The sequence below is a fragment of the Mycoplasmopsis edwardii genome (genome assembly GCF_900476105.1).
GTDB lineage: Bacteria > Bacillota_I > Bacilli_A > Mycoplasmatales > Metamycoplasmataceae > Mycoplasmopsis > Mycoplasmopsis edwardii.
This window is the reverse complement of sequence record NZ_LS991951.1, coordinates 550,172-572,473: the sequence shown is the minus strand read 5'-3', so window position 1 is coordinate 572,473 and position 22,302 is coordinate 550,172. Positions and strand designations below refer to the sequence as shown.

The window sequence follows — 22,302 nt, the reverse complement described above, 5'->3', positions numbered from 1 at the left end:
TATGCGTGTAGTCGATATTATTGAAAAGAAAAAAAATAAACAAGAATTAACAGAACAAGAAATTAAATTCTTAATTAATTCTTATGTTGAAGGAAAAACTCCAGATTACCAAATGAGTGCATTCTTAATGACAGTTTTATTCAACTCAATGACATCAAAAGAAATTGCTTTAATGACAAAATACATGATGCATTCAGGAGATGTAATTGATCTTTCAGAAATACCTGGAATTAAAGTTGATAAACACTCAACAGGTGGAGTTGGAGATAAAACAACATTAGCAGTTGCTCCTATTGTAGCAGCTTGCGGTGCACCAGTTGCGAAAATGAGTGGACGTGGATTAGCTCAAACTGGTGGAACAATTGACAAACTTGAATCAATCCCAGGATTTAATGTTGAATTAACAGAAAGACAATTTATTGATCAAGTTAAAAAGCATGGTATTTCAGTTATTGGACAAAGTGGTCAATTAGTACCAGCTGACAAAAAATTATATGCATTAAGAGATGTTACGGCTACTGTAGATTCAATCCCTCTTATTGCTTCATCAATTATGTCTAAAAAATTAGCAACAGGTTCAAATGCTATTTTATTAGATGTTAAATGTGGAAATGGTGCTTTCATGAAAGATGTTGAAAGTGCTACAAACTTAGCAAGAACAATGATTAACATTGGTAAAGAACTTAATGTTGATGTTCGTGCAGAAATCACAAACATGAATAGACCAATTGGTAGAGAAATCGGTAACAAAAACGAAGTTATTGAAGCTATTAAGACTTTAAAAGGTGAAGGTCCTAGTGATTTCAATGAACTTGTATACTCATCATGTGCAACAATTTTAGAACAAGCTAAAATTGCTAAAACACATGAAGAAGCTGAAAAAATGGTAAGTGAAGTTATTAAGAATGGTAAAGCGTTAGAAAAATTCTATGAATTTGTTACATTACAAGGTGGAGATGCCGAAATTCTTAAAGGAAATAACTTCTGAAATCCAAAACACAAATTAGAAGTTAAATCAACACAAGAAGGTTTCTTAGAAATCTTTGATAGTTTAACTTTTGGACTTGTATCAATGAAATTAGGTGCGGGAAGACAAACTAAAGAAGATTCTTTAGACTTCGAAGCAGGTATTACATTAAACAAGAAAACAAATGAATATGTTAAAAAAGGTGATGTATTATTCACATTATATTCATCTAACCCAATTAATGAAGAATTAGTTAAAGAGTTAGAACAAGCTTACAAATTTAATTCAAAAGAAGTTGAAAATAAAATTATTATTGATAAATTAAAATAAATTAAGGAATTGAGGAAAAATGAATTACAATAAAATGATTGACCATACATACTTAAAACCAGAAGCTACAGAAAAAGAAATTAATAAATTAATTGATGAAGCTAAAAAATATGGTTTTAAAACTGTATGTGTAAACTCATCATGAGTAAAATACGTTTCAGAGAAATTAAAAGGAAGTGATGTAGAAATCACAAGTGTTGTAGGATTTCCTTTAGGATCAATGATCACTCAAGCTAAAGCACATGAAACAAAACTTGCAATTGATCATGGTGCAAACGAAATCGATATGGTTATTAACATTGGTCGTTTCAAACAAGGTGATTACGAATATGTTCTTAATGACATTAAAAAAGTTAAAAAAGCAACAGAAATTGTTATGAAATCTGGTGCAGAATTCATTAAAACATCAACAGGATTTAGCTTTAGAGGAGCAAACTTAGAAGATGTTAAAACAATGAAAAGCGTATGTGGAGACACATTATTAATTAAAGCAGCTGGTGGAATTAGTAACATGGATGACCTTAAAGCTATGTATGAGGCAGGTGCAACAAGATTTGGAACAAGCCGTTCAGTTGCTATTGTCGAAGGACAAGAAGCTAAGGGTGGATACTAATTATCTAGCATAAAAAGATAAGCAAAATTGACTTTGTTCAATTTTGTTTTTTACTTTTTTTTAAAATCGAAGTTGAATTAATTTAAGACTAATTCAACAATGTAAAATGTTTATATTAAAGTACAGTAATTTATTCCATTTTAACTTTATTTTTTACAAAAAATTTATGATTTAATTCTACTTTGTCTAATAAAAATGAACATATGCAAACGATAAGAAATAGTCAAATGAGTCATTTAACTCTAGTATTAACTCAAAAAAGTTATATTTCACAATTTAGTGCCTTCTAAAAAAAAAAAAAAAACTGGAATGGGAAATTTAGAAGTTCTAAAGTGGTAAAATATATATATGTAATAAATATATATTATTAGAATTGGTGGTAATATATGCTTTTAAATAGAAAGGCTAAGAGCGCAATAATAGTTCTAAGTGGGGGAATTATTGTTAGTGCGGTAGCCTCAACCTTAACTTACAAGTTAGTGAATGATAAATCTCAGTCACAAAGGTTTACTATCGCTAACTTAAGTAAACCAAATTTTATTTCAAATGATAATTTAGATCTCACAGACATTCAACCAACCATAACAGATATTAATCTTAAGGTAAAGGAAAAACCTACGCCATTACCTATTCCTGACCCTACCACTGAACCTCCAAAAATTACAATACAACCAACACCAGATCCAATAGTAGTAGAACCCAAACCTGAGCCAATACCCGAGCCTCCTAAACCCGAACCAATTCCAGAGCCTCAACCTCAACCTGAACCAGATCCTATTATTGTTGAACCAGAGCCAATCCCTCAACCTGAGCCTCAACCCGAACCTGTTCCAGAGCCAGAACCTGAACCACAACCTTCTTCGCCTCCTTCTCTACCAGAAACTGATGTAGCAATCATAAGGTTTGGAGATATAAATGTTAGAGTTCATGTTGAACCAATTCCAAGAAGAGAATATAACAAAAATGATATTAATAAAGGTATCGCAAATAGAAAACCTTACATAAGCGAAGTTTCATCTGATTTGAAATATGTTGAAGTGACTGAAGAATTAAGGAGAGAAAACAGAAAACAAGCCGGCAAAGCTTTAAGAAATTCTGTATGAGCTTCAGCATTTGAAGGTTTCTTCAAACCGCCAGCACATTGAGAAGAAGATAACTTTGTAAGATACTATGAATCAAGCCCATCTAACTTACTTTACTTCAATAAGATAATTGATAAGTTTGATAGACTTTTAGAAAATGGTGATGCAGTTTATGAATATTTAACAGATGAAGGTAAAAAGCTTTATCCTGAATTAAAAAAAATAAAGCATGAAAAGGTTAGAAAACTTAGAATTATTTCTTATATCGATACTTCTAAATTTGTTTTAACTTCTGATAGAATAAACAAAAATCTTGAAAAAGGTTATGTTCTCAAAGAAGATAATGACAACATATATATTACGGCTGATGGAAAATTAGATTCATATTCTGAAAGCCCATTAATAAATGTTGCTGCAGATAGATTAATAAAAGATAATAGTTCATTAAGAACTTTTGGATATAACTCATATTACGGAAGAACTGGTAAAAGTATCGAAGACGGAACTTACCCAGGATGAACAAAAACGAATGTTACTAATTCAGAAGAATATGCAAAATATAATGTAGGAAATTCTGACGGAATTAAAATTGAAAAAATTACAAGAGATAAAAGAGAAGAAGGAAAACGAAACGAAGGAACAATCATCACAATTGATGCCGCAAACATTAAGGGATATAATAAAACAATTAATTTCTTAAGGGCTCTTAAAGAAGATAATAAAGAGATTACAAGCATTAGGATTACAAACATGGGTGTCCATAGTGCCACACAAGAATTTGGGAAAATATTTAAAGAGTTACCAAGAAAAATTCCCCAACTCGAACTTTTCTTTGAAACACATAATACAGAATCACTTTTAAACTTAGAAGACATAGAAATTGATGAACTTTCATTATTTACTTCAGGTAATTCAAATGCTGCAGGATGATCAATAAATCCTTGAGCCCTAAAAAATGTTGCTTGAGTAAATTCAATTGATTATAACGTCAGTTTTGATTATAAACCAGGACTTAAAGTTCCGACAAGATTATCATTTGATGACATTGCATTTGATGATACTGACTTTGATGGAAGTGATTATTCAAGAATTAATAATGGTATAAGAATGGTTTATTGAGTCAGAAACAATGAAAGAGTTTTCCAAGGCGGTTTTGGACCAGGTCTTAAGCCAGACAGAAATGAAGGCGAAAATAGTTATCCAGTTGGACTAGATCTAAGTAGGGTAACAAAAATGAAATCATTAAGAAACCTCCAATTTCATGATATAGAAAAACCAAGCAATAAGCCAAGAAAATTAAGGCGCTTGGTTCTACACAACAGTAAATCAAGTTTTGAAATAGACACAGATGAATTAAACAACGCAAATTTTGAAGTTCTTGATAGAAACCCGATGTCTATCCCAAAAAGCTACATTACATTTAGTAATGGATCTGTAACAAAAGATCTTAAGATAACTTCAAAAAATGGAGTATCAAAATTAAATTCAAGTGGTTTATCAAATTTAAGTATTTTAATTAATTATTCAAATGGAAGATTTAATAGCAATACAACTTTTAAAGTTCCATATCAAGATATTGAATTGATCAATCAATTAAGAAATCTTGGATATAGAGTTCAAGAAATAAATCCTTCTCAAGAAGATGAAGATGATATTTACATACCTTAGTTATGTAATATTAAACTTAATAAGAAAGGAAGAATATGAACAAAGACTTATTCGAAAAGAAAAGAATTTATGTTAACTATAATTCACAAATAAGTTCTAAGTTAGGTAATGAATGAATCCTTGGTTATAAACTTGCATTAGTTTTACTATTTGCAATTGGTTCATTAATTTTATTCATTAAAATGGATTCATGATTATTCCCTGGTGAATTAATAAGCGGGCAAAAAAGCCCCTTACTACTTAACTTTTTAGCTTTTGAAACATATGGCAAACAACAAAGTAATGCAATTATTTTAATTAGGTTCAGCATATTGTATTTCGTGTTTTTATTTAGTGTATTTAAAAACTTTAGCAATATTAATGACCAAAAAGAAAGGATAAAACAATATTCAGTATTTTACGGATTATACTTAGTTTTATCTTTAACATCATTTATTTTATTTATCACATTTATTAAACAACCAAACGGACTACCATATAATGCAGTAGAATACTTAAAACTATCATTATTATTAGTTCCATTAGTTGTTATCAACGTAGCTTTTGAAATTTACAAATTTATTTTAAAAAGAAAATCTGACCCTGTTGTATATAAATCATTAGTACCAATCATTATACAAACAGTATCACAATTATTACTTTTAGCATTTGTGCTAATAAATGTATTTGTGTGAATCAGTTATGCAACAAGAAATAATTTATTCAAAGGATCAGATCAAAAATACTGAGCATTTGTTGAATTATTATTTAATGAAAAAAGTGTTAAAAACCTCTTTATGATTATCTTAGTATTCACATTAATTGTTTTCTTAATCATCGGTTCAAATGCAATGAAACTACACAAGATTTCAGAAAAAACAGTTTACCAAGTTCAAGAAAAAGATAAATTCTTATTAGGACTAGTATTTATCTTTGTGATCTTAATTTGATTATGTATCTTATTATTTGGCTCAAAAGTTAAATATGCTGTTTTAGGAAGTGAAGTAAGTTACTCTGTAAAAAATGCAGTTATTATTATCTTAGGTGCAATATTTACAGCTTTATACTTTGTTTTAGCATATACAAAAGTTGTTTCAACTAAAAACCCAATTGGCTTAGGAATCAGATTTACAATTATTCAATTACTTCTTTGAACACCATTTTTATTCTCAATCATTACACTTGAAAATTCAAACATTAACTTAATCAATTTATTTGTTATTTCACTGTTCTCGTTTGCGACATTTATTCATTATTTAATTAGCAACAAATCATTAACAAAAGCAAGTGTTTTCTTCTTAGTATTAATGTTTGGATTAAAAATTGCATTATTGATGATCTTCGGATTAAACCACGTTTTATTAACACACTTAAACCATGTACTTGTTTCAGTACCAACACCAATTTCAATTGTAAAAATTATTACAATCACATATGTATCAGTTATTCTTGTATTCTTTGCATATTTATCAGTAAGCTTACAAGTAACATTAGGTATTAAAATGTTTGGTAAAAAGAAAGCTAGTTAGGAGAAATTATGATCGATAAAATTACATTCTTTAAAAGAAAAAATGAAAACAAAGAACCAATTTTTGACTTATACAAAAATTACAATAACTTAATTAATGAAAACAAAGATAAATTAATTTCATTTGAAACATTAATGAGTAAACCTTTATTAGTTAATAACTTAGGATTTTCTTCTAATGAATTTAACATAATAAAAAATAGAATAAGTGAAGCTATTGATAATAAGTACAATTTAATTTTTGATGAATTCACAATTACATTTAACTTAAATTTAAAATATAGCCAAAGCGTTATGATCCCAATGATTGCAAACGAATTATCATTATCTGATAATTACTCAATAAACTTTAGTTCATCAGATGATTATGAAGTTCACAAACTTCTACGTGGATTAAATGATGAAATAGGAAACTTCTTACACAAGGGATACTTCTTAGAAATAATTCCAAATACCATTCTATTTTACGAATCTGACTCATTAAAATTATTTTTCTCAAAAGACTTAACAGTTAAAGTTAACTAATGCACATTAAAGATCTCATTCAAAAGAAAAATAATTTAGAGAATATTAAAATTAAAGTTAACAATGATAAAAACATTTTGTTAATCAATATTCTTAACTTAACAAGAAGATTATCTTTCTATGTAGACAATGCGCTTTTAAACTCTCAAATGCTTGATGGGTTAAAAGAAAAATATAACATTAAAAATAATTTTATTCAGACAAACAAAATAGAATTACTCAAACAAAAAATTAAAAAACCAAAAGAGTTATACATCTACTTAACAGAAGAACAAAAATACGGAACTGACTCATATTCAAGATATGAAAGAGAAATTTTAAAAAGAAGTAAAAAAGTTAACATTGATTTCATTACAATCGGTGAAAGAGCGAAAAACTTTGTTACTTCAAATAAATTAGAATTAATTAAAGATTTCGAAAATTCTTCATACAAAAATTTAATAAAAATTCTTACAAAGATTATTAAGATTCTTTTCGTTGAAACAAACTATTCAAAAGTAAACTTTGTTATCAACTCAAACAAAAACTATAAAGATCCATTCACAATCTTGCCGCTTGAAAACTTCGACGTTCACAAGTTATTACAAATTGAAGAAAATGTTGGTGAAACTGACTCATTAAAAGAATACAAAATTTATCCTAACATTGAAAACTTTATTGAATCACAAATCTTTGTTTTCTTAGAAAATGTTATTAACTCACTTATCACTGAATCTTCATTCTATAATGCAAAAAACAACCTTGTTACAATCGACAAAAAAATTAAGCAAATTGATGAAGAACTTTTAATTGTTAATAAGAGAGTCAATAGAGCAAAACAAGAAAAACAAATTGAAGAAATTATCTTATTAACCAAAAAGAAAAAAACAATCTTTGATGGAGGTAACTAATGAATTTTAAAAATATCAACATTACCTTCTTAAATGGAAAGAAAATTAGTCTTTCTGACTATTCGGTTTACATAAATCACAATGATGAAAATGATTGAGTATTAATTGATAAAAAATCAATTGGTTCATATTCAAATGTTTTATTAAAATTTGTAAATTCAAATACTAAAAATGAATTTTATTCTTTCTTAGAAAGTTCAAACTTCATTGCTAGAACAGAATCAATTGAAATCAAAACATTCTCAAACATTAACTTTTATAAAACAACTAAAAAATCTACAACTTCTAAAAAGGAGTTAGCTGAAATTAAAAGAAAAATTTATGAGCTTAACTCAAAACAATACTTGGGTTGAACAATTGAAGAAGTTTTAGAACTTGAAGATTTAAATAACTTATACTTCAAAACTAAAATGAAGAAAATTTTAAGCATAGAGGAGGTTGAAAACTATGAGTAAAAAATGAAAAAGAATTTTCAGAACATTATCGTTAGCAACTCCTTTATCTTTACCATTAGTAGTTTTATCTGCTGAAAATAATGCTTCAGCATCAAACAATACTAACCCTGAAAAACCAACTAAACCTGAAGCACCAAAAGAACCTACAAATGATCCAAACTTCAATACATTTAGTTCTGAAGCCTCAGATAAATTAAAAGAAATGGTTTCAGGCGCATTAAATGCGTTCGAAAGTTATGTAAATGATGAAATAGGAAAAGCAGAAAAATTCGAAGATGATTACAAAAAGCAATTAAGTAAGATTACTTATTTAAAAATTGTTGATTCATACATTAAAAAACATAAACAAGAAATTCAAGAAAACCCAATTGGAAAAGGACTTAACTTCTTGTTCCCTAAAATGATTTCAACAAACAGAAATGTTAATGTTTCCGAAATTAAAATTGGTGAAAAAACATATTCAAATGTTTGAACAGGATTAAGTTCACCAACTGATTATGTTACAGCTGCAGGTCAAGGAGCTGAGTTCAAAGTTATCGAAGGAAACAGAGTTAATGATTTTAATGAAGAAAGATTCAAAAAATCATTAGAACAATATGGAAAAGAGTTATCAGAAAAATCAGGTTCATTATTTTATGATGATGCCGATGTTCCTGAACTTGATAAAGATGTTTTCTTAAACTTTGAAAAATTAAACGATAAAAACGGATATATTATTAATCCGCCTAAAAACTTTAACTCATGAGATGATTACATTATTTCTAAAATTAAACCAAGAGTTCTTGATTTTGATTTAGAAATGAATATTAAATTGACTCAAGATGAGGAAGAAGAAAAAGAAAAAAAAGTAGAAGAGGAAGAAGATTTACCAGCAGAAGATCAAAACCCAGAAGACAAAGTGCTTGATCCAACCAAAAAAGATGAAGTATTTCAAGGTATTCCACCATTATCACCAGAGGTTAAATTCCAATATGCTGATAAAACTCTCGATCAAATTTCAAAATTAATTTCATCAGGAACACATAGTAGTGAAGTGTTCTTCTTCAAAAACCCAATCAACACAAGATACATTTATACAGTTACAAAAACTGAATTACAAGGAAACAACCTAGTTGCAACTGTTGAATTAAAAGATTCAATTAACACAGAATCAAAAAGATCTTTCGAAATTAATGTTGTTAAAGATACACCTGAAACAGCATTATTAAAAGAAAGTTTATATGAATCAATTCAAAGCGTTTATGGTTCATTATATAGCGCCTTAGGCATTGATTCAAGAATTGATTATGAAAAATTAGCAAGCCAAAGTGTCTCAGACGCTTTATTCCATATTATCGATAGTGGTGTTAAATTAATCAATACTGAAAAAATAGTTAATGAATTTAATAAAGCAATTGATGTTTATAAACCAGATGTTCACATTAATAACGGAAGCATTGCAAACGTTAAATTAATTAATGATTTTAAAGCTAACATGAGAGAACTTCTTCTAACAGCTTTAAAAACATCATCAATCAACAACTTACCATACTTCTTTTCATTAGTTAATGGAATTAACAGTAAAAAGTCAAAACTTTGAATTAGAATGAAAAGAGATGAAAAACTACCAGGTAAATTATCTGAAAGAGAAATTGATCCAAAAGAAATTGATGAATTTTACCAAAACCTAGAAACAAAAATTTATAAGTTAAGAAAAACAACAGACTTATCAACCTTCAATGTTTCAAAATGATATGATAAGTTTATTAATGACTTAAAAACATCATCAGATGAACTTCTATTATTACAGGAAGTTATTGAAGATCAAAACATTCAAGAAAACCCAGATGAACCAAATACCGAAGAGTCTAAAAAACAAAATCAAGCAGAAAAATACAACTCATTAAAAGAGATTAATAGACAAACAAGACAACAAAACAGCAATATTAATAGAAACTTAGGAATTGGATTATTTGTAATTGGAACAATTGGTTCTATCGTAAATGCAGTTTCATTAGTTGCTTCATTTATGTTGAAAAAATCAAAACAATACAAAAAACTAACAATCTTACTTTCAATTGTATTTGGAACTATTTTAGTTATTGGACTAGTCTTATTAATACTAGGAGTGAAAGGAATTTAATATGTATAAAAATCCAAAAATTACATCTATATTTGATTACATTGTTGAAGTTTCAGGTGTTTTTCCTTATAAACAAAAACAATTCTATCATTTAGCAAAAAACAAAGATGTTAAATTAATGTTAATTAATGCAACAGAAAACAAAGCTTTCTTAATTGCGAACACAAAAGAAAACCAACTTCAAATTGGTTCAGAAATTATTTTAGAAAACGATGATGCAAGAGTTGATACACCATACAAATTATTTGGTAATGTTATCGACATTTTCGGAAACATCATTTTACCTTACCAAGAAAAAAATGATGCAACACATGAACCTACTGGAAGTAAAGTATTTGAATTAGCTCATGACCTTATGTCAGTGCAAAGATTAGACACTCAATTATTTACAGGTCTAGTTGCAGTTGACTTATTAATTCCAATCGGAAAAGGGCAACGTGAATTAATTATTGGTGACCGTCAAACAGGTAAAACACATATTGCTTTAAACACAATTATCAACCAAGCTAAAGAAGGTACAAAATGTATCTATGTAGCCATTGGTCAAAAACGTGAAGCGATCTCAAGAATTTACAACACACTTAAAGACTATGGAGTAATTCACAATGTAATTATTATTGATGCTCCTTCAACAAGTGCTTTTGAACAATATTTAGCTCCTTACATCGGTATGGCACATGCGGAAAACATTTCACAAACAGATGATGCTTTAATTGTATTTGATGATTTAACAAAACACGCAAACATTATTCGTGAAATTGCTCTTTTAACTGATAGACCAGTTGGTAAAGAAGCCATGCCTGGAGATACATTCTTCTCACATTCACAACTTTTAGAACGTTCAGGTTCATTTGTTAACAGAAAAACAATTACAGCTTTACCTATTTTACAAACAGTTGACGGAGATATTACATCATTAATTTCATCAAACATTATTTCAATTACTGATGGTCAAATTGTAACAAGCGCAGATTTATTCTCACAAGGTATCTTGCCAGCTATTAACATTAACTTATCAGTTTCACGTACAGGTTCAAGTGTACAAAGTAGATCAGTAACAAAAGTTGCTGCCGAAATTGGTAAAATCTTCAGAAAATACAAACGTCACTTAAAATTAGCGATGCTTGATTATGACTTTAACAAAGAAACTACAGCTTTATTACACAAAGGTAAAATGATCGAAAAATTATTTAATCAAAAAGGTTTCTCAATTTACTCAAGTCAAACAGTATTATTAACTTCTAAATTAATTTCATGAGGTTTATTAAAAGGAATTAAGGATCAAGAAAAAGCATTACAATTCTTAGATGAAATTATTTATTCACACCAAGATGCTGAATTAGCATTTGAAAAATTAACAAGTGATGAAGAGAACTACGATGACAACTTATTACGTTCATTCTTTGCTTCAGCACTTAAACAATACTCAGAATTTGTTGGTCTTAACTGAGAAATCGAAGTGGATCACGAATTTGCAAAATTTGATGAATCATACTTATTAGATGTTGCTACAAAGTTAGGAGATAGATAATGAACGGTAAAATTATAAATTTATGATCAGATGTTATTGAAATAGAATTTCCAAAGAATAACTTACCTAAAGTTAACTATTTATTAACATTACACAACGGTAAAACTTACTTACTTGTAAAAAGAATTTTAAATGATACTACTGTTAGAGCTATTATCATTTACAACTCACAAGAAATCTCAATTAATGATGAAGTAACAAACTTAGGGCACAGTTTCATGGTTCCAGTTGGTAAAAACTCACTAAACAACATTTACTCATTCAAAGGTGAAGCATTATTACCAGAAAATGCTTACTATGGAACAGAAAAAGTTGAAATGAACTCAACAGTCAATGAAGAAAGATTCTTATCAAACAGAGTTGAATTCATCGAAACAGGTATTAAAGCAATCGACTTCTTTATCCCAATTATCAAAGGATACAAATTAGGTATCTTTGGGGGAGCTGGAGTTGGTAAAACAGTGTTAATGAAAGAAATGATTTTCAACATTAACAAACAAAGCGAAAACACTTCAAACATTTTCATTGGGTCAGGAGAACGTTCAAGAGAAGCAATTGAACTTTACAATGAGCTTAATTCATCAAATCTAATGAATAAATCAGCAATGTACATCTCAAAAATGAACGAATCACCTGGAGCTCGTATGTCGATTGTTCCAATTGGTGTCACAGCTGCCGAATACTTAAGAGACAAAGAAAACCAAGATGTTTTATTATTCATTGATAACATTTACCGTTTCTTACAAGCAGAAAACGAAACAAGTGCTTCATTAGGAAAAAGACCATCAGTTGGTGGTTACCAATCAACACTTGAAAGTGACGTTGCTAACATTGAAGACCGTTTATACAAAAATGACAATGGTTCAATTACATCATTCCAAACAATGTTCTTACCAATGGATGACTTATCAGATCCATCAGCCGTTGCAGTATTTAATCACTTAGATGGAAGTTTAGTTCTTTCAAGAGCACAATCAGCTAAAAATATTTTCCCTGCTTTTGATCCATTAGCTAGTCAATCAAACTCAGTTAGCGAAGAATACCTAGGTAGAAAACACTTTGAGGCAATTATTGAAGCTAAAAGAGTTTTAAAAGCTTATAAAGACCTTGAAGACGTTATCTTAATCCTTGGATTTGACGAACTTGATGAAGAAAGTAAGAACACAGTTAAAAAAGCTTTACAACTTGAAAACTTCTTCACACAAAACTTCTTCATGACAGAACACTTTACAAAATCACCAGGAGTATTCGTTTCAATGGAAGACACAGTTGATAGTGTTATCAGAATCTTAGAAGGTAAATACTTAAAACAAAGCCCTGAGATTTTCCAATATGTTGGTTCTAACTTAAATATCCCAACTGATGAAGAACTTGAATTAAACAATTCTTCAGCAGAATAATATGAAAAAGAAAATTTTCAACTTAATAAAAATATGCAGTTTAACATCTGCTATTTTTTCATTAGGCGCATTATCTTCATGTAATTATGAAGATGCAAAAACACAAAATCCTACAAAACAAGAACCAGAAACTAATAACCTAGTAATATCACAGCCAATAATCCCTGAAAATGAATATTTAAAAGATTACGTAATCCAAAACTTTGAAATCACACAACTAGTTGAAAATGATCGTCACTTAACTTTTTGATTTTCGACTAAAAAAGATCTCCCTACAAATGATTTAACTAAATTTAGCATTTTAATTAATGATAATGAATACCCAATTAAGACTCTAAAAGAACAAAGCGGTATTTACACAGGTTTATTTTTACCTCCTAGCAACATCACACAATTATTAAATGCAAGAGTTATTTATAATGATGGGTCAGAAAAACTTGAATCACCATTATCACCGAAAAACTTCGAAATTACAAGTGATAAACTTGGAGATATTGAAGTAACCTTAACTAAGGTTTCAAATACAAATAAACAAATACATGAAGTTTATCCGACAGAAGTCAACATTGCGGATTTAGAAATCTTTGTAACAGGCGGTAATTCAGATTCATATTCACACAAAATTAAAAATATCATACATTATACAAACCAGAAAAATCAAGTTGTTTCAAACTGATTAGGTGCCTTGGTATTAGAAATAGAATTTACTAACAAAACTAATGAAAAAGAAAAAATAACAAGAAAAGTTATCTTCCAAGGATTTAAATTTAACCCATTTGATGGCTCAATACAAGAAATAGTAATTCCGACTCCTTACGAAGTGCTTGATCAAGATTACACAATTTACGAAAAACTAACATATGATCAAAGGTTTGTAAGAGAAAATGTTTCTTATTTAAAAGCTTTAAAGTCATATTTAAACTTTAATGGTATTAATCCAAGTGATTATCATCCGAACATTGATTTTAATGCTAAAAAAGCAATATTTGATTTTGACCAAAAGGCTAAAGAGCAAGGAATCGACTCATATGAATCTTCATATTTAAAGGGATTTACTTTACCAAAGTATGATGCACAGGGTAATTTTTTAGGTCTAGCTTTAGCAACAGGGAAAGAAGTAGATAAAGCTCCATTAAGAAGTGATTGAATCGGAAGAAACCAATGACGTTTTAGTGGATTAGCAAGAAGTTTAGTAAATGATCACTACAAAAGAGCTGCAATGCAAACATATAGCATTGAGTTTACTAACCCAGTAGGTGATAAACAATCATTTGGGACATCAGGAACTATTTGAATTTTAGACTTTCAAAAACCAAGTGATTCAACAAAATATCCAACTAAGTGATATTTTGGAACTAATTTACACGTTGCAGATGCATTAAAAAATAACACTTCAAATGTTATCTTAACTAAAATTAAAAACTCTGCAAACTTAGATAAAGAGTTCTCAACAGTTAATGATGATGCAGATTTTGAAAGATTTTACTTTAACAAAAAACTTATCGATAATGGTGTTATCACAAAAGTCTTTGAAGCTAAAGACTTCTTAAACTCTAAACCAGCAGATTATTTATTTGACAAACAAAAAGAAGAATTAAAAGATCATGAAGAATATTCAGATTTTGCAGTTTTAGAATTTGACTTCAGTAAAATTAATTCAGAAGACATTTGAGCTTATTCAGCAGATACAACAAATAATATTGATAATGAATATGATGTAATTATGAATCAACCTGAAAACTTTGCTAAATTGATTACAAATAATTATGCAAACAAACTTCAAGATCACATTAAATTCAAAGCTAATTCATATTTAAAAAATTATGATGAAATCGATAATAGAAATATTAAAATTGAAGAAACTAAACCATACAAAGGTGATCAACTTTATGCAGTAGGATATCCTGCTTCATTTGAAGATTACTTCTTATTAAATGAAGATGGTTCAAGTAAACAAGGTGATAATAGATGATCAAACAGAAGAGAAACTAACTCACTATGAACTAACTCTGATCCTGAATTTTATTGACATAAAAATGAATTTTCTCAAGCTCACAAAAACTTAGGAAACTACTTATCAAATCAAATTGGATATCGAACATTTACAAATAAACCAGGTATTGTTGACTCGTTTTTAACAGCAACTCACACAGGTGATAATTACTATCTTTCAGGAAATGACAAATTAATTGGTTATGGGTTAAGTTATTCAGTTAAAGGTTATGTACCATATGGTGGTTCATCAGGCTCATCATTTAGAAACCAAAACAATGAAATAGTAGGCGTATTTTATGCAGGTAATGGCGCAGCAAGAACAGGACTAATGGCTGCATTCAGATCCGAAGGACATGATTACCACGGGTTATTTGGTGATAAATATAAACTACCAGAATATGATTTAATTTATGGTGGGGGAGAAAACCAAAAGAACTCATATCGCGAAGCTTTAAAAGCAAAATATCCAAATATTCAAACAAACTTATTCCCTAATGGATTGAATGAAATTCCGGATAAGTTTAAGTTTAATAAATAAACAATGATAAAAAAATAAAATTAGACAAAATTAAGCTGATTACTAATTTTGAATACTTGAATTCAAAATTAGTTAAAATGTCTTCAAAATTTAAATACACAAAATGATCTGATCAAAAGATTTAAATAAAAATAATTTTTTATTTTTCGACACTTTAGAATTGATTTTAAAATGTAATGATTTGAGTATCGGCGAAGAGTTAATTCGTGAATTATTAAATATTCATGATAAAAAAATAGATATAAATGGGCGTATTTTAATGGACAAAATTATTCATATTATTTATTAAACGGTACAATTGGAATATTATATATAGTAATTTTATTTAGCATGAGATTTGCTTCAAATAAATTTAAATATTTTTTAGATAAATATTTCAATCATATTAAAGATGTTTATACATGAAAAATACTATTGGATTAGGGATGTCAGGAATTTATTTAGTAGAGTATTTTACTATAAATTATTTTATGGTTTAAATTCAATAAATGATGAAAAACTTTATATTTTTTATTAGGCTTTAACAAGAATAAATTTTATGATTTCAAAGGTAAAGAATTATTTGATGATTTGATAAATGGTTCCTTGGGACTATCTATATTATTTAAAATAAATAACGACGAAAAGAAAGGGGTAATTAATGAAAAAATACTTTTCTAAAAAATTTTTACTTATTTGAATTTCGTTTTTTTATATTGTTTCAGTCTTATCATCTACATTTTTAGTTTTTTTTACAACTGAATTAATAACAAAAATCGAAAACCAAAAAACAAATATAAATATTTATTTCATTATAGTCTCATTATTGACGATAACCTTTTTATTATCCACATTATTAAGTCAATTATTAAAGAATAAATGAAATTATTATATTAATAAACAGTTGAGTAGTGATATTTTTAATAAAATATCCACAGAAAGTGCTTTAGATATTAAATTAAATAAAGAAGGTAAATATTTATCTTGAATTAAGTATAGACTTCCGGAAATTAGACAACTTATATTTAATTCTTTATTTTCGATATCTCTAAATTTCCTTATAAATATATTTACAGTTATTGCACTATTATTTATAAGTTGAAAAATTACTTTAATAGGATTATTTATATTTGTAATAAGTTTTCTAACACCTTTATTTTTAAGTATATTAGCAGGAAAGATAAATCAAAAATATAATTATAATCAAGAAAAGATTATGTCATCATTATTTAATGTTTTTAAAAGTTTTAGAATGTTATATTACTTGAGTGAAGAAGAAAAAATAATAAACTTTATAGATAGAGAAATTGATGATTGAATTAGAAAAATAAATCAAACAAAGTCAAAAGTTATTATTTTAGAAATAATAAGTAGTTCATTTCAATTATTCGCTAATGTAATATTTTTCTTTATTATAGGTATTTTCATCTTTTATTATAATGAGCCAATTGGTATTATATTTGTAATACCAGGATTATTTATTGGGTTTGGTACTAACTTAAGAGAAATGATTTTTTTAATTCAAAATTTAGTTTCATATAAAGAATATATTAAGGAATTTTTTAAAAATGATAAATTTGAAGTTAATTCAAATTCCATTGTTATAAATGAAATTACAGTTAAAAACTTATCTTTTAAATATGATGATGTTGAAATTTTTAGTAATTTTAATTTCAAATTTATAAAAGGTAAAAAATATGCAATAGTAGCACCATCTGGATTTGGTAAATCAACCTTTGCTAAAATATTAATGAAACAAATAACCGATTATGGAGGGACTATTTTAATAAATCATGAAAACTTAAATAAAATCGAAAATTATGTTTTATTTAATTCAATAACTTTTTTAGATAATAGTGAAAATTTGTTTAATGATACAGTAGCAAATAATATTAGTTTATGAGAAGATGTTAATAAATCGATTATTAAAAATTGTTTAAAAAAAGCTGATTTAGAAAATTTAAAACCAGAATTTATAATAAATGATAATAATTCATTGTCGACAGGTCAAAGACAAAAAATAAATATTGCTAGACATTTTTATAGAAATAATAATGTTTTGATATGTGATGAAGCATTTTCTAATATTGACTCAGACAGTGTTAAAAAAATCTTTAATAACATTGCCTTAAATGATAATATTCTATTTATCAATATTACGCATCATTTAAATGATTTAAATTACTATGATGAAATTATAAATTTATCAGAAAGAAAAAATTATGCTAAAAATTCTAAAGAAAATTAAAAGTAAGTTTATTTGATTTATAGTATTATCTACTTTGATATCAATATTTAATTCATTAATATCAATTACAGAATCTATTGCAATAGATTCTGTAAGTCAAACATTTTCTATAATCGATAAGAATTATTTTTTATCTTTTTCAATATTGGTTATTTTCATTTTTATTTCATATCTCATAACGTTAGTTATTAATTATTTTTACTACATGCTATATAATAAATTTATTCTTTATACAAGTAAATCAGTTGCTAATAATTTTTTTCAACAATATTTTAATGCTACATATAAAAATATTGAAAACTACAATCCAGAAACTTCCTTTAATAATATAATCAATAACGCTAGTAATATTTATGAAATGTCTTTAGTTCCTTTAGTGAGCGTAATATCAACGGCTATTAATTTTGTGTTTATATTTAGTTACTTTAGCTATAGAAATTGAGCACTCGGATTAATTATTCTTGGTATTCTAATTTTAAGTTCTTTTTCGAAAATATTATTTTTTAGAAAAGTTAAATTTTATACTGAAGAAAACCAAAAAAGTTTTAATAAGCTCACAAAAGAAGTCGCTTACATATTAGATAGATATTCAGTTTTGTATTTTGCAAATAAACAAAAACACTTATTAGTTTTATTGGAAGAAGCTGTCAATAAATATTGCCAAGTAAATTATAAACAAATTAATATCAATATTTATGACTCAGAACTTTCATCGTCTATTTTGGAGATATTCAAAATCTTAGGATTAATATTGCTCTCGTTATTTTATTTGAATAACATGTTTTCAATATCGCTAGGATTAATATATTTATTTATCAAATTATTATCAGAATTAAAATCTGAATTCAGTTCTCTTGTAACGGATATGCAAAAATTTTTAGCTTCACTCAATTTATATAATTTATTAAATTTAAACCTTGAAAACGAAAAAAATAATAAATTATTAACCAATATTAATGAACTTGAATTTAAAAATGTATCTATTTCTATTGATAATAAAACATTAATTCAAAATTTTTCATTTAAATTCTTAAAGGGAAAAAAGTACTTAATAGTAGGAGGATCAGGTTCTGGTAAGTCTTCCTTTGTAAAAAGTATTATAAATCCTAAACTAATTTCATCTGGAGAGATCTTCTTAGATTCAGATTCAACTTTTTCTCTTTCTTCTAGAGAAATTATTAAGAAAGTTAACTACTTAGAACCAGACATTTTCATTTTTAGTAAAAACATTAATGAAAATATAAATTTATTAAACGTAAATATGAAGAAAGTAAATGAACTATTAAAATTTGTTGAATTATTTAATGATGTAGAAAATGAACTAAATAATAGCGATTTTGATGCTGATAGCCAATTATCTTTGGGTCAAAAACAAAGAATTTCATTAGCAAGAACATTGTTTTCTAATAAAGACATTTTAATACTGGATGAATCTTTATCTAATTTAGATTCTACAACAGCTAACAAAATTCTTGATAAACTACTAAAAACAGAAAAAACTATTATTTATATTTCTCATCATATAGAAAGTGACTTTGTAAAGAAATTTGATAGAGTGCTCGAATTTACTGATAAAGGAATTAAATTGCATTAATTATTTTTGCCAAATAGTAATAAAAAAATCCAGGTTAATTTAACCTAGATTTACTGAATTGCAAAGTCAAGTGCATCAGTATAATTAAAAATCCCCTTATCCAAACTCAAAAAAACTTAACTGTTTTTAAGGTTCAGATGGGAGCGATTTTATTATTATTTTCTTAATAAAATATAAGATTAATAGACTGGGAAAAATCATTCGGACACTTCTAGGTGATTTTTACCAGTCTAATTTTTTAATTTATGATTGTTGTTTTTTATGCAAAATCAGTGTTGCACTCGACTTTGCATTTTGGTGTCATACGCCAGTTAAACACGCATATGACTATTTCAAATTCACAGCCAAAATTATTTAAAGTTTTTTGAAAAAGTATTTTTTATATTTCTCTAAATAAATTCTTATATTATTATTACCATTTAAATCTATATTATATTCTTTGATTTTATCTATAATATCTTTGTCCATTTTACTTTCTTTAACAATAACTACACTACCTGATTCAGGGTCTCAGTAAAATTTATGAGCATCATATTCAGTATGGATTGTAGGTTGAAGTACTAAAAGATTGTTATAATCAATGACTTGATTAATTAGTTCTTTATAAGATTTATTTTTTTCTAAATTCCGAATATCAAAAATTTTTTCCTTTAAAACTAATTCTTGTATTTCTTTTTGTATTTCTTTTACAGGATAAATATGAGCTATTTCAGTTTTGGTTAGTGCATTCACTTCAAAGTAATTTATTTTTTCTTTTAATTTATACACTTTTTGTCTTTTGTTTTTAACTATATTATTAATTTCCTTTGTTAATCGAAAATATTTTTCTTTATATTTTCAAATCTGTTTTTTAATATTATTTATTTTCTCTCTTTCAATGCTTGAATTTAGGTTATTTTTTTTGTATTTTTCTAATTCATTTACAAAATCAGAGATCAATGGCCAAATATTGCTTTGCTTGATAAAGGCTAAAAAATCATTATTTTGCATTTCTGTTACTTTTCAGGATGATTTATTGTCAATGTTTTTCTTTTTTATTTTTAACATATCAAGAAGCATAACAAGATTATTTTCAAAAAATATTGAATCTGATTTTAATTCAGATCTATTTGGATTTTCATAGGATCCAGCAGGATTATTACCTTTTAATACACCAATAATATTATTTATTGTTCCATCATATCTTTTTTCTAAGTAAGAGTTAAGGTTTTTGAGTTCATTTGATGTCAAAATGTGTAATAATTTAGAATTTTTATCTGGCCTACTTTGTTGTTTTCGTTCATTCCATCATAGTAGTTTTATTATTCTTTCTCTAAATTCAAACGTTTTGTGACTCTTTTTGCTAAATCAAGATTTTGTAGCAAAGAAGTCAAACATAGTGCCTTCTAATAGTTTTATCTCATTATGTATTAAAATACCATTTTCATCAAAATAACAATCAAGAGAAGCATTAATTTTCATTTTAGCAGTCTCTTTTGAAGATAATTTAAAAACAAATTTAAATATTTGTTCACTATTGTTCATCAGTAATCACCTCTTTGATTATTTTTTTAAATAAGGTCTCTAAAACCTCTACCGAAATGGAATTCCCTGCAGTAAATATAATTTTGTTTTCATTTAAAAGATTGCTACTTTTTATTTTTTCATAGTCATCCCTTTCGAACCCCATATATAAAAGCGCTTCCAAGGAATTCATTATTTGAATTTCATTATTTACTCAAAATTTTAATCTAGAATTAGCTCCGCTTGCAGTTAAAGTTGCTCCCTTAGAATTAATAGAGTAAATATAATTTTCACTATTAAAATTAGAATAGTTATTAATAAATGCTTTTTGTATTTTATTCTTTGTTATTTTAAAATCATTCATTTTTTGATTTGAATCTAATTGGATTATTTTATGTTCTCCATCATATTCTCAAATATTGCTAACATTTTTACTATTATTTTCATTAATTTTAGGGAATTCAAAATTTTCATCCGAAAGTACAGACACCATGAAAACTCTTTCCCTGTTTTGAGCACTACCAAAATCAGAAGCATTCATAATTTTTCAAGAAGATTTATAACCTAATTCTGATAAAACATTAATTCATGCATTGAATTGATTGATAAACTTTTTTGATACTAGAGCTTTTACATTTTCTAAAATTAAAACCTTAGGTAAATTATTTAGGTTTAATTTTAAAATTCTTTCAATTTCATAAAGAAGCCCCGACCTTGTATTTTTTTCTATTCCCTTTTGTTTTCCTTGTTGACTTAAGTCTTGGCAAGGAAATGAGTACGTTAAAATATCAATGTTATCTGGTAATGTGTCAAAGTCGCGAATATCGGTCGCATTTAATCTTTCATATTGCAAAATATTTTTGTCATATTTTTTATTAAAGTAATCATTATTAATGAAAGCAAACAAGTATGGAAATAATTGTCTTAGTTTTTGCTCATTTATTTTTTTAAAATAATTTTCACTAACTATATCTTTAGAGTTATTAGAAAACTTAAATTTATCTAATATAGAAATCATTTCTTCCTTTGTAAAATCATTTTCTGGTTCTAGATTACCATGATGAATACACATATAAGATACAATTGCATCAATATAAAAATCACATGCACCAACTGACTTTGTTGTAAAATTTAAAGATTTTTCTAAATTTTTTAATGCTTTCATTTGTGACCAAATACCTGAGAAAAATTCAAATATTTTTATTTCTTTCATTTTTGCTCCTAATATTACTGTGTAAATACTCTATTTTGAATTCATTTTACAAAAAAAAAAAAAAAATGAAGTATTTTGCAAAAATAGACCGGGAAAAATCATTTGGACACTTCCAGGTGATTTTTCCCGGTCTAATTTTTTA

General features: G+C 26.8%; 16 protein-coding genes. 14 read left to right on the top strand and 2 right to left on the bottom strand.

Annotated features, from left to right (window positions below; translation table 4 throughout):
• The first annotated feature begins 1 nt into the window (after nt 1).
• The 14 genes from D2846_RS02400 (at nt 2) to D2846_RS02340 (ending at nt 19,444) form a co-directional block, all read left to right on the top strand.
• Nucleotides 2-1,297, top strand: a complete 1,296-nt coding sequence (locus tag D2846_RS02400) for a pyrimidine-nucleoside phosphorylase (protein WP_117275471.1) — start codon at nt 2-4, stop codon at nt 1,295-1,297.
• A gap of 19 nt (nt 1,298-1,316) precedes the next feature.
• Nucleotides 1,317-1,910, top strand: coding sequence for a deoxyribose-phosphate aldolase (gene deoC, locus D2846_RS02395; RefSeq protein WP_117275469.1), 594 nt, complete (start codon nt 1,317-1,319; stop codon nt 1,908-1,910).
• Between the two features lie 386 nt (nt 1,911-2,296).
• Complete coding sequence (locus tag D2846_RS02390) at nt 2,297-4,660, top strand: putative immunoglobulin-blocking virulence protein (protein WP_117275467.1); 2,364 nt, start codon at nt 2,297-2,299, stop codon at nt 4,658-4,660.
• Between the two features lie 35 nt (nt 4,661-4,695).
• Nucleotides 4,696-6,168, top strand: a complete 1,473-nt coding sequence (locus D2846_RS02385; protein WP_117275465.1) for an MSC_0624 family F1-like ATPase-associated membrane protein — start codon at nt 4,696-4,698, stop codon at nt 6,166-6,168.
• A gap of 8 nt (nt 6,169-6,176) precedes the next feature.
• The gene (locus D2846_RS02380; RefSeq protein ID WP_117275463.1) at nt 6,177-6,692 is read left to right on the top strand and encodes an MSC_0623 family F1-like ATPase-associated protein; all 516 of its coding nucleotides are present in this window, start codon (nt 6,177-6,179) and stop codon (nt 6,690-6,692) included.
• Entirely contained in the window at nt 6,692-7,582 is an 891-nt protein-coding gene (locus D2846_RS02375) for an MSC_0622 family F1-like ATPase gamma subunit (protein ID WP_117275461.1), read from the top strand. The genes D2846_RS02380 and D2846_RS02375 overlap by 1 nt, the downstream gene beginning before the upstream one ends.
• Complete coding sequence (locus D2846_RS02370) at nt 7,582-8,037, top strand: MSC_0621 family F1-like ATPase epsilon subunit (RefSeq protein WP_117275459.1); 456 nt, start codon at nt 7,582-7,584, stop codon at nt 8,035-8,037. Before D2846_RS02375 ends, D2846_RS02370 begins: the two co-directional genes overlap by 1 nt.
• Nucleotides 8,030-10,159 carry an MSC_0620 family F1-like ATPase-associated subunit gene (locus D2846_RS02365; RefSeq protein WP_117275457.1) on the top strand — a complete coding sequence of 710 codons (2,130 nt, stop codon included), beginning with the start codon at nt 8,030-8,032 and terminating at the stop codon, nt 10,157-10,159. The genes D2846_RS02370 and D2846_RS02365 overlap by 8 nt, the downstream gene beginning before the upstream one ends.
• Before the next feature lies 1 nt (nt 10,160).
• Nucleotides 10,161-11,690 carry an MSC_0619 family F1-like ATPase alpha subunit gene (locus D2846_RS02360; RefSeq protein WP_117275455.1) on the top strand — a complete coding sequence of 510 codons (1,530 nt, stop codon included), beginning with the start codon at nt 10,161-10,163 and terminating at the stop codon, nt 11,688-11,690.
• Nucleotides 11,690-13,090 carry an MSC_0618 family F1-like ATPase beta subunit gene (locus tag D2846_RS02355; RefSeq protein WP_117275452.1) on the top strand — a complete coding sequence of 467 codons (1,401 nt, stop codon included), beginning with the start codon at nt 11,690-11,692 and terminating at the stop codon, nt 13,088-13,090. Before D2846_RS02360 ends, D2846_RS02355 begins: the two co-directional genes overlap by 1 nt.
• Nucleotide 13,091: 1 nt before the next feature.
• Nucleotides 13,092-15,623 carry an Ig-specific serine endopeptidase MIP gene (mip, locus tag D2846_RS02350; protein WP_117275450.1) on the top strand — a complete coding sequence of 844 codons (2,532 nt, stop codon included), beginning with the start codon at nt 13,092-13,094 and terminating at the stop codon, nt 15,621-15,623.
• A gap of 103 nt (nt 15,624-15,726) precedes the next feature.
• Nucleotides 15,727-15,912: a hypothetical protein gene (locus D2846_RS03505; RefSeq protein ID WP_145960843.1), complete on the top strand. Its 186-nt coding sequence runs from the start codon at nt 15,727-15,729 to the stop codon at nt 15,910-15,912.
• A 594-nt stretch (nt 15,913-16,506) separates the two neighbouring features.
• The gene (locus tag D2846_RS02345) at nt 16,507-17,850 is read left to right on the top strand and encodes an ATP-binding cassette domain-containing protein (RefSeq protein ID WP_223211505.1); all 1,344 of its coding nucleotides are present in this window, start codon (nt 16,507-16,509) and stop codon (nt 17,848-17,850) included.
• 205 nt (nt 17,851-18,055) lie between these two features.
• Nucleotides 18,056-19,444 (top strand): ATP-binding cassette domain-containing protein, encoded by a 1,389-nt coding sequence (locus tag D2846_RS02340; protein WP_223211504.1) that lies wholly within the window; start codon nt 18,056-18,058, stop codon nt 19,442-19,444.
• A gap of 354 nt (nt 19,445-19,798) precedes the next feature.
• Here the strand turns inward: D2846_RS02340 and D2846_RS02335 are convergent, their stop codons facing one another.
• Together D2846_RS02335 and dcm_N are read right to left on the bottom strand one after the other, a co-directional pair.
• The gene (locus D2846_RS02335) at nt 19,799-20,968 is read right to left on the bottom strand and encodes an MAG4270 family putative restriction endonuclease (protein WP_117275444.1); all 1,170 of its coding nucleotides are present in this window, start codon (nt 20,966-20,968) and stop codon (nt 19,799-19,801) included.
• Nucleotides 20,958-22,160: a DNA (cytosine-5-)-methyltransferase N-terminal subunit gene (gene dcm_N, locus D2846_RS02330; RefSeq protein ID WP_117275442.1), complete on the bottom strand. Its 1,203-nt coding sequence runs from the start codon at nt 22,158-22,160 to the stop codon at nt 20,958-20,960. The genes D2846_RS02335 and dcm_N overlap by 11 nt, the downstream gene beginning before the upstream one ends.
• Nucleotides 22,161-22,302: the final 142 nt, after the last annotated feature.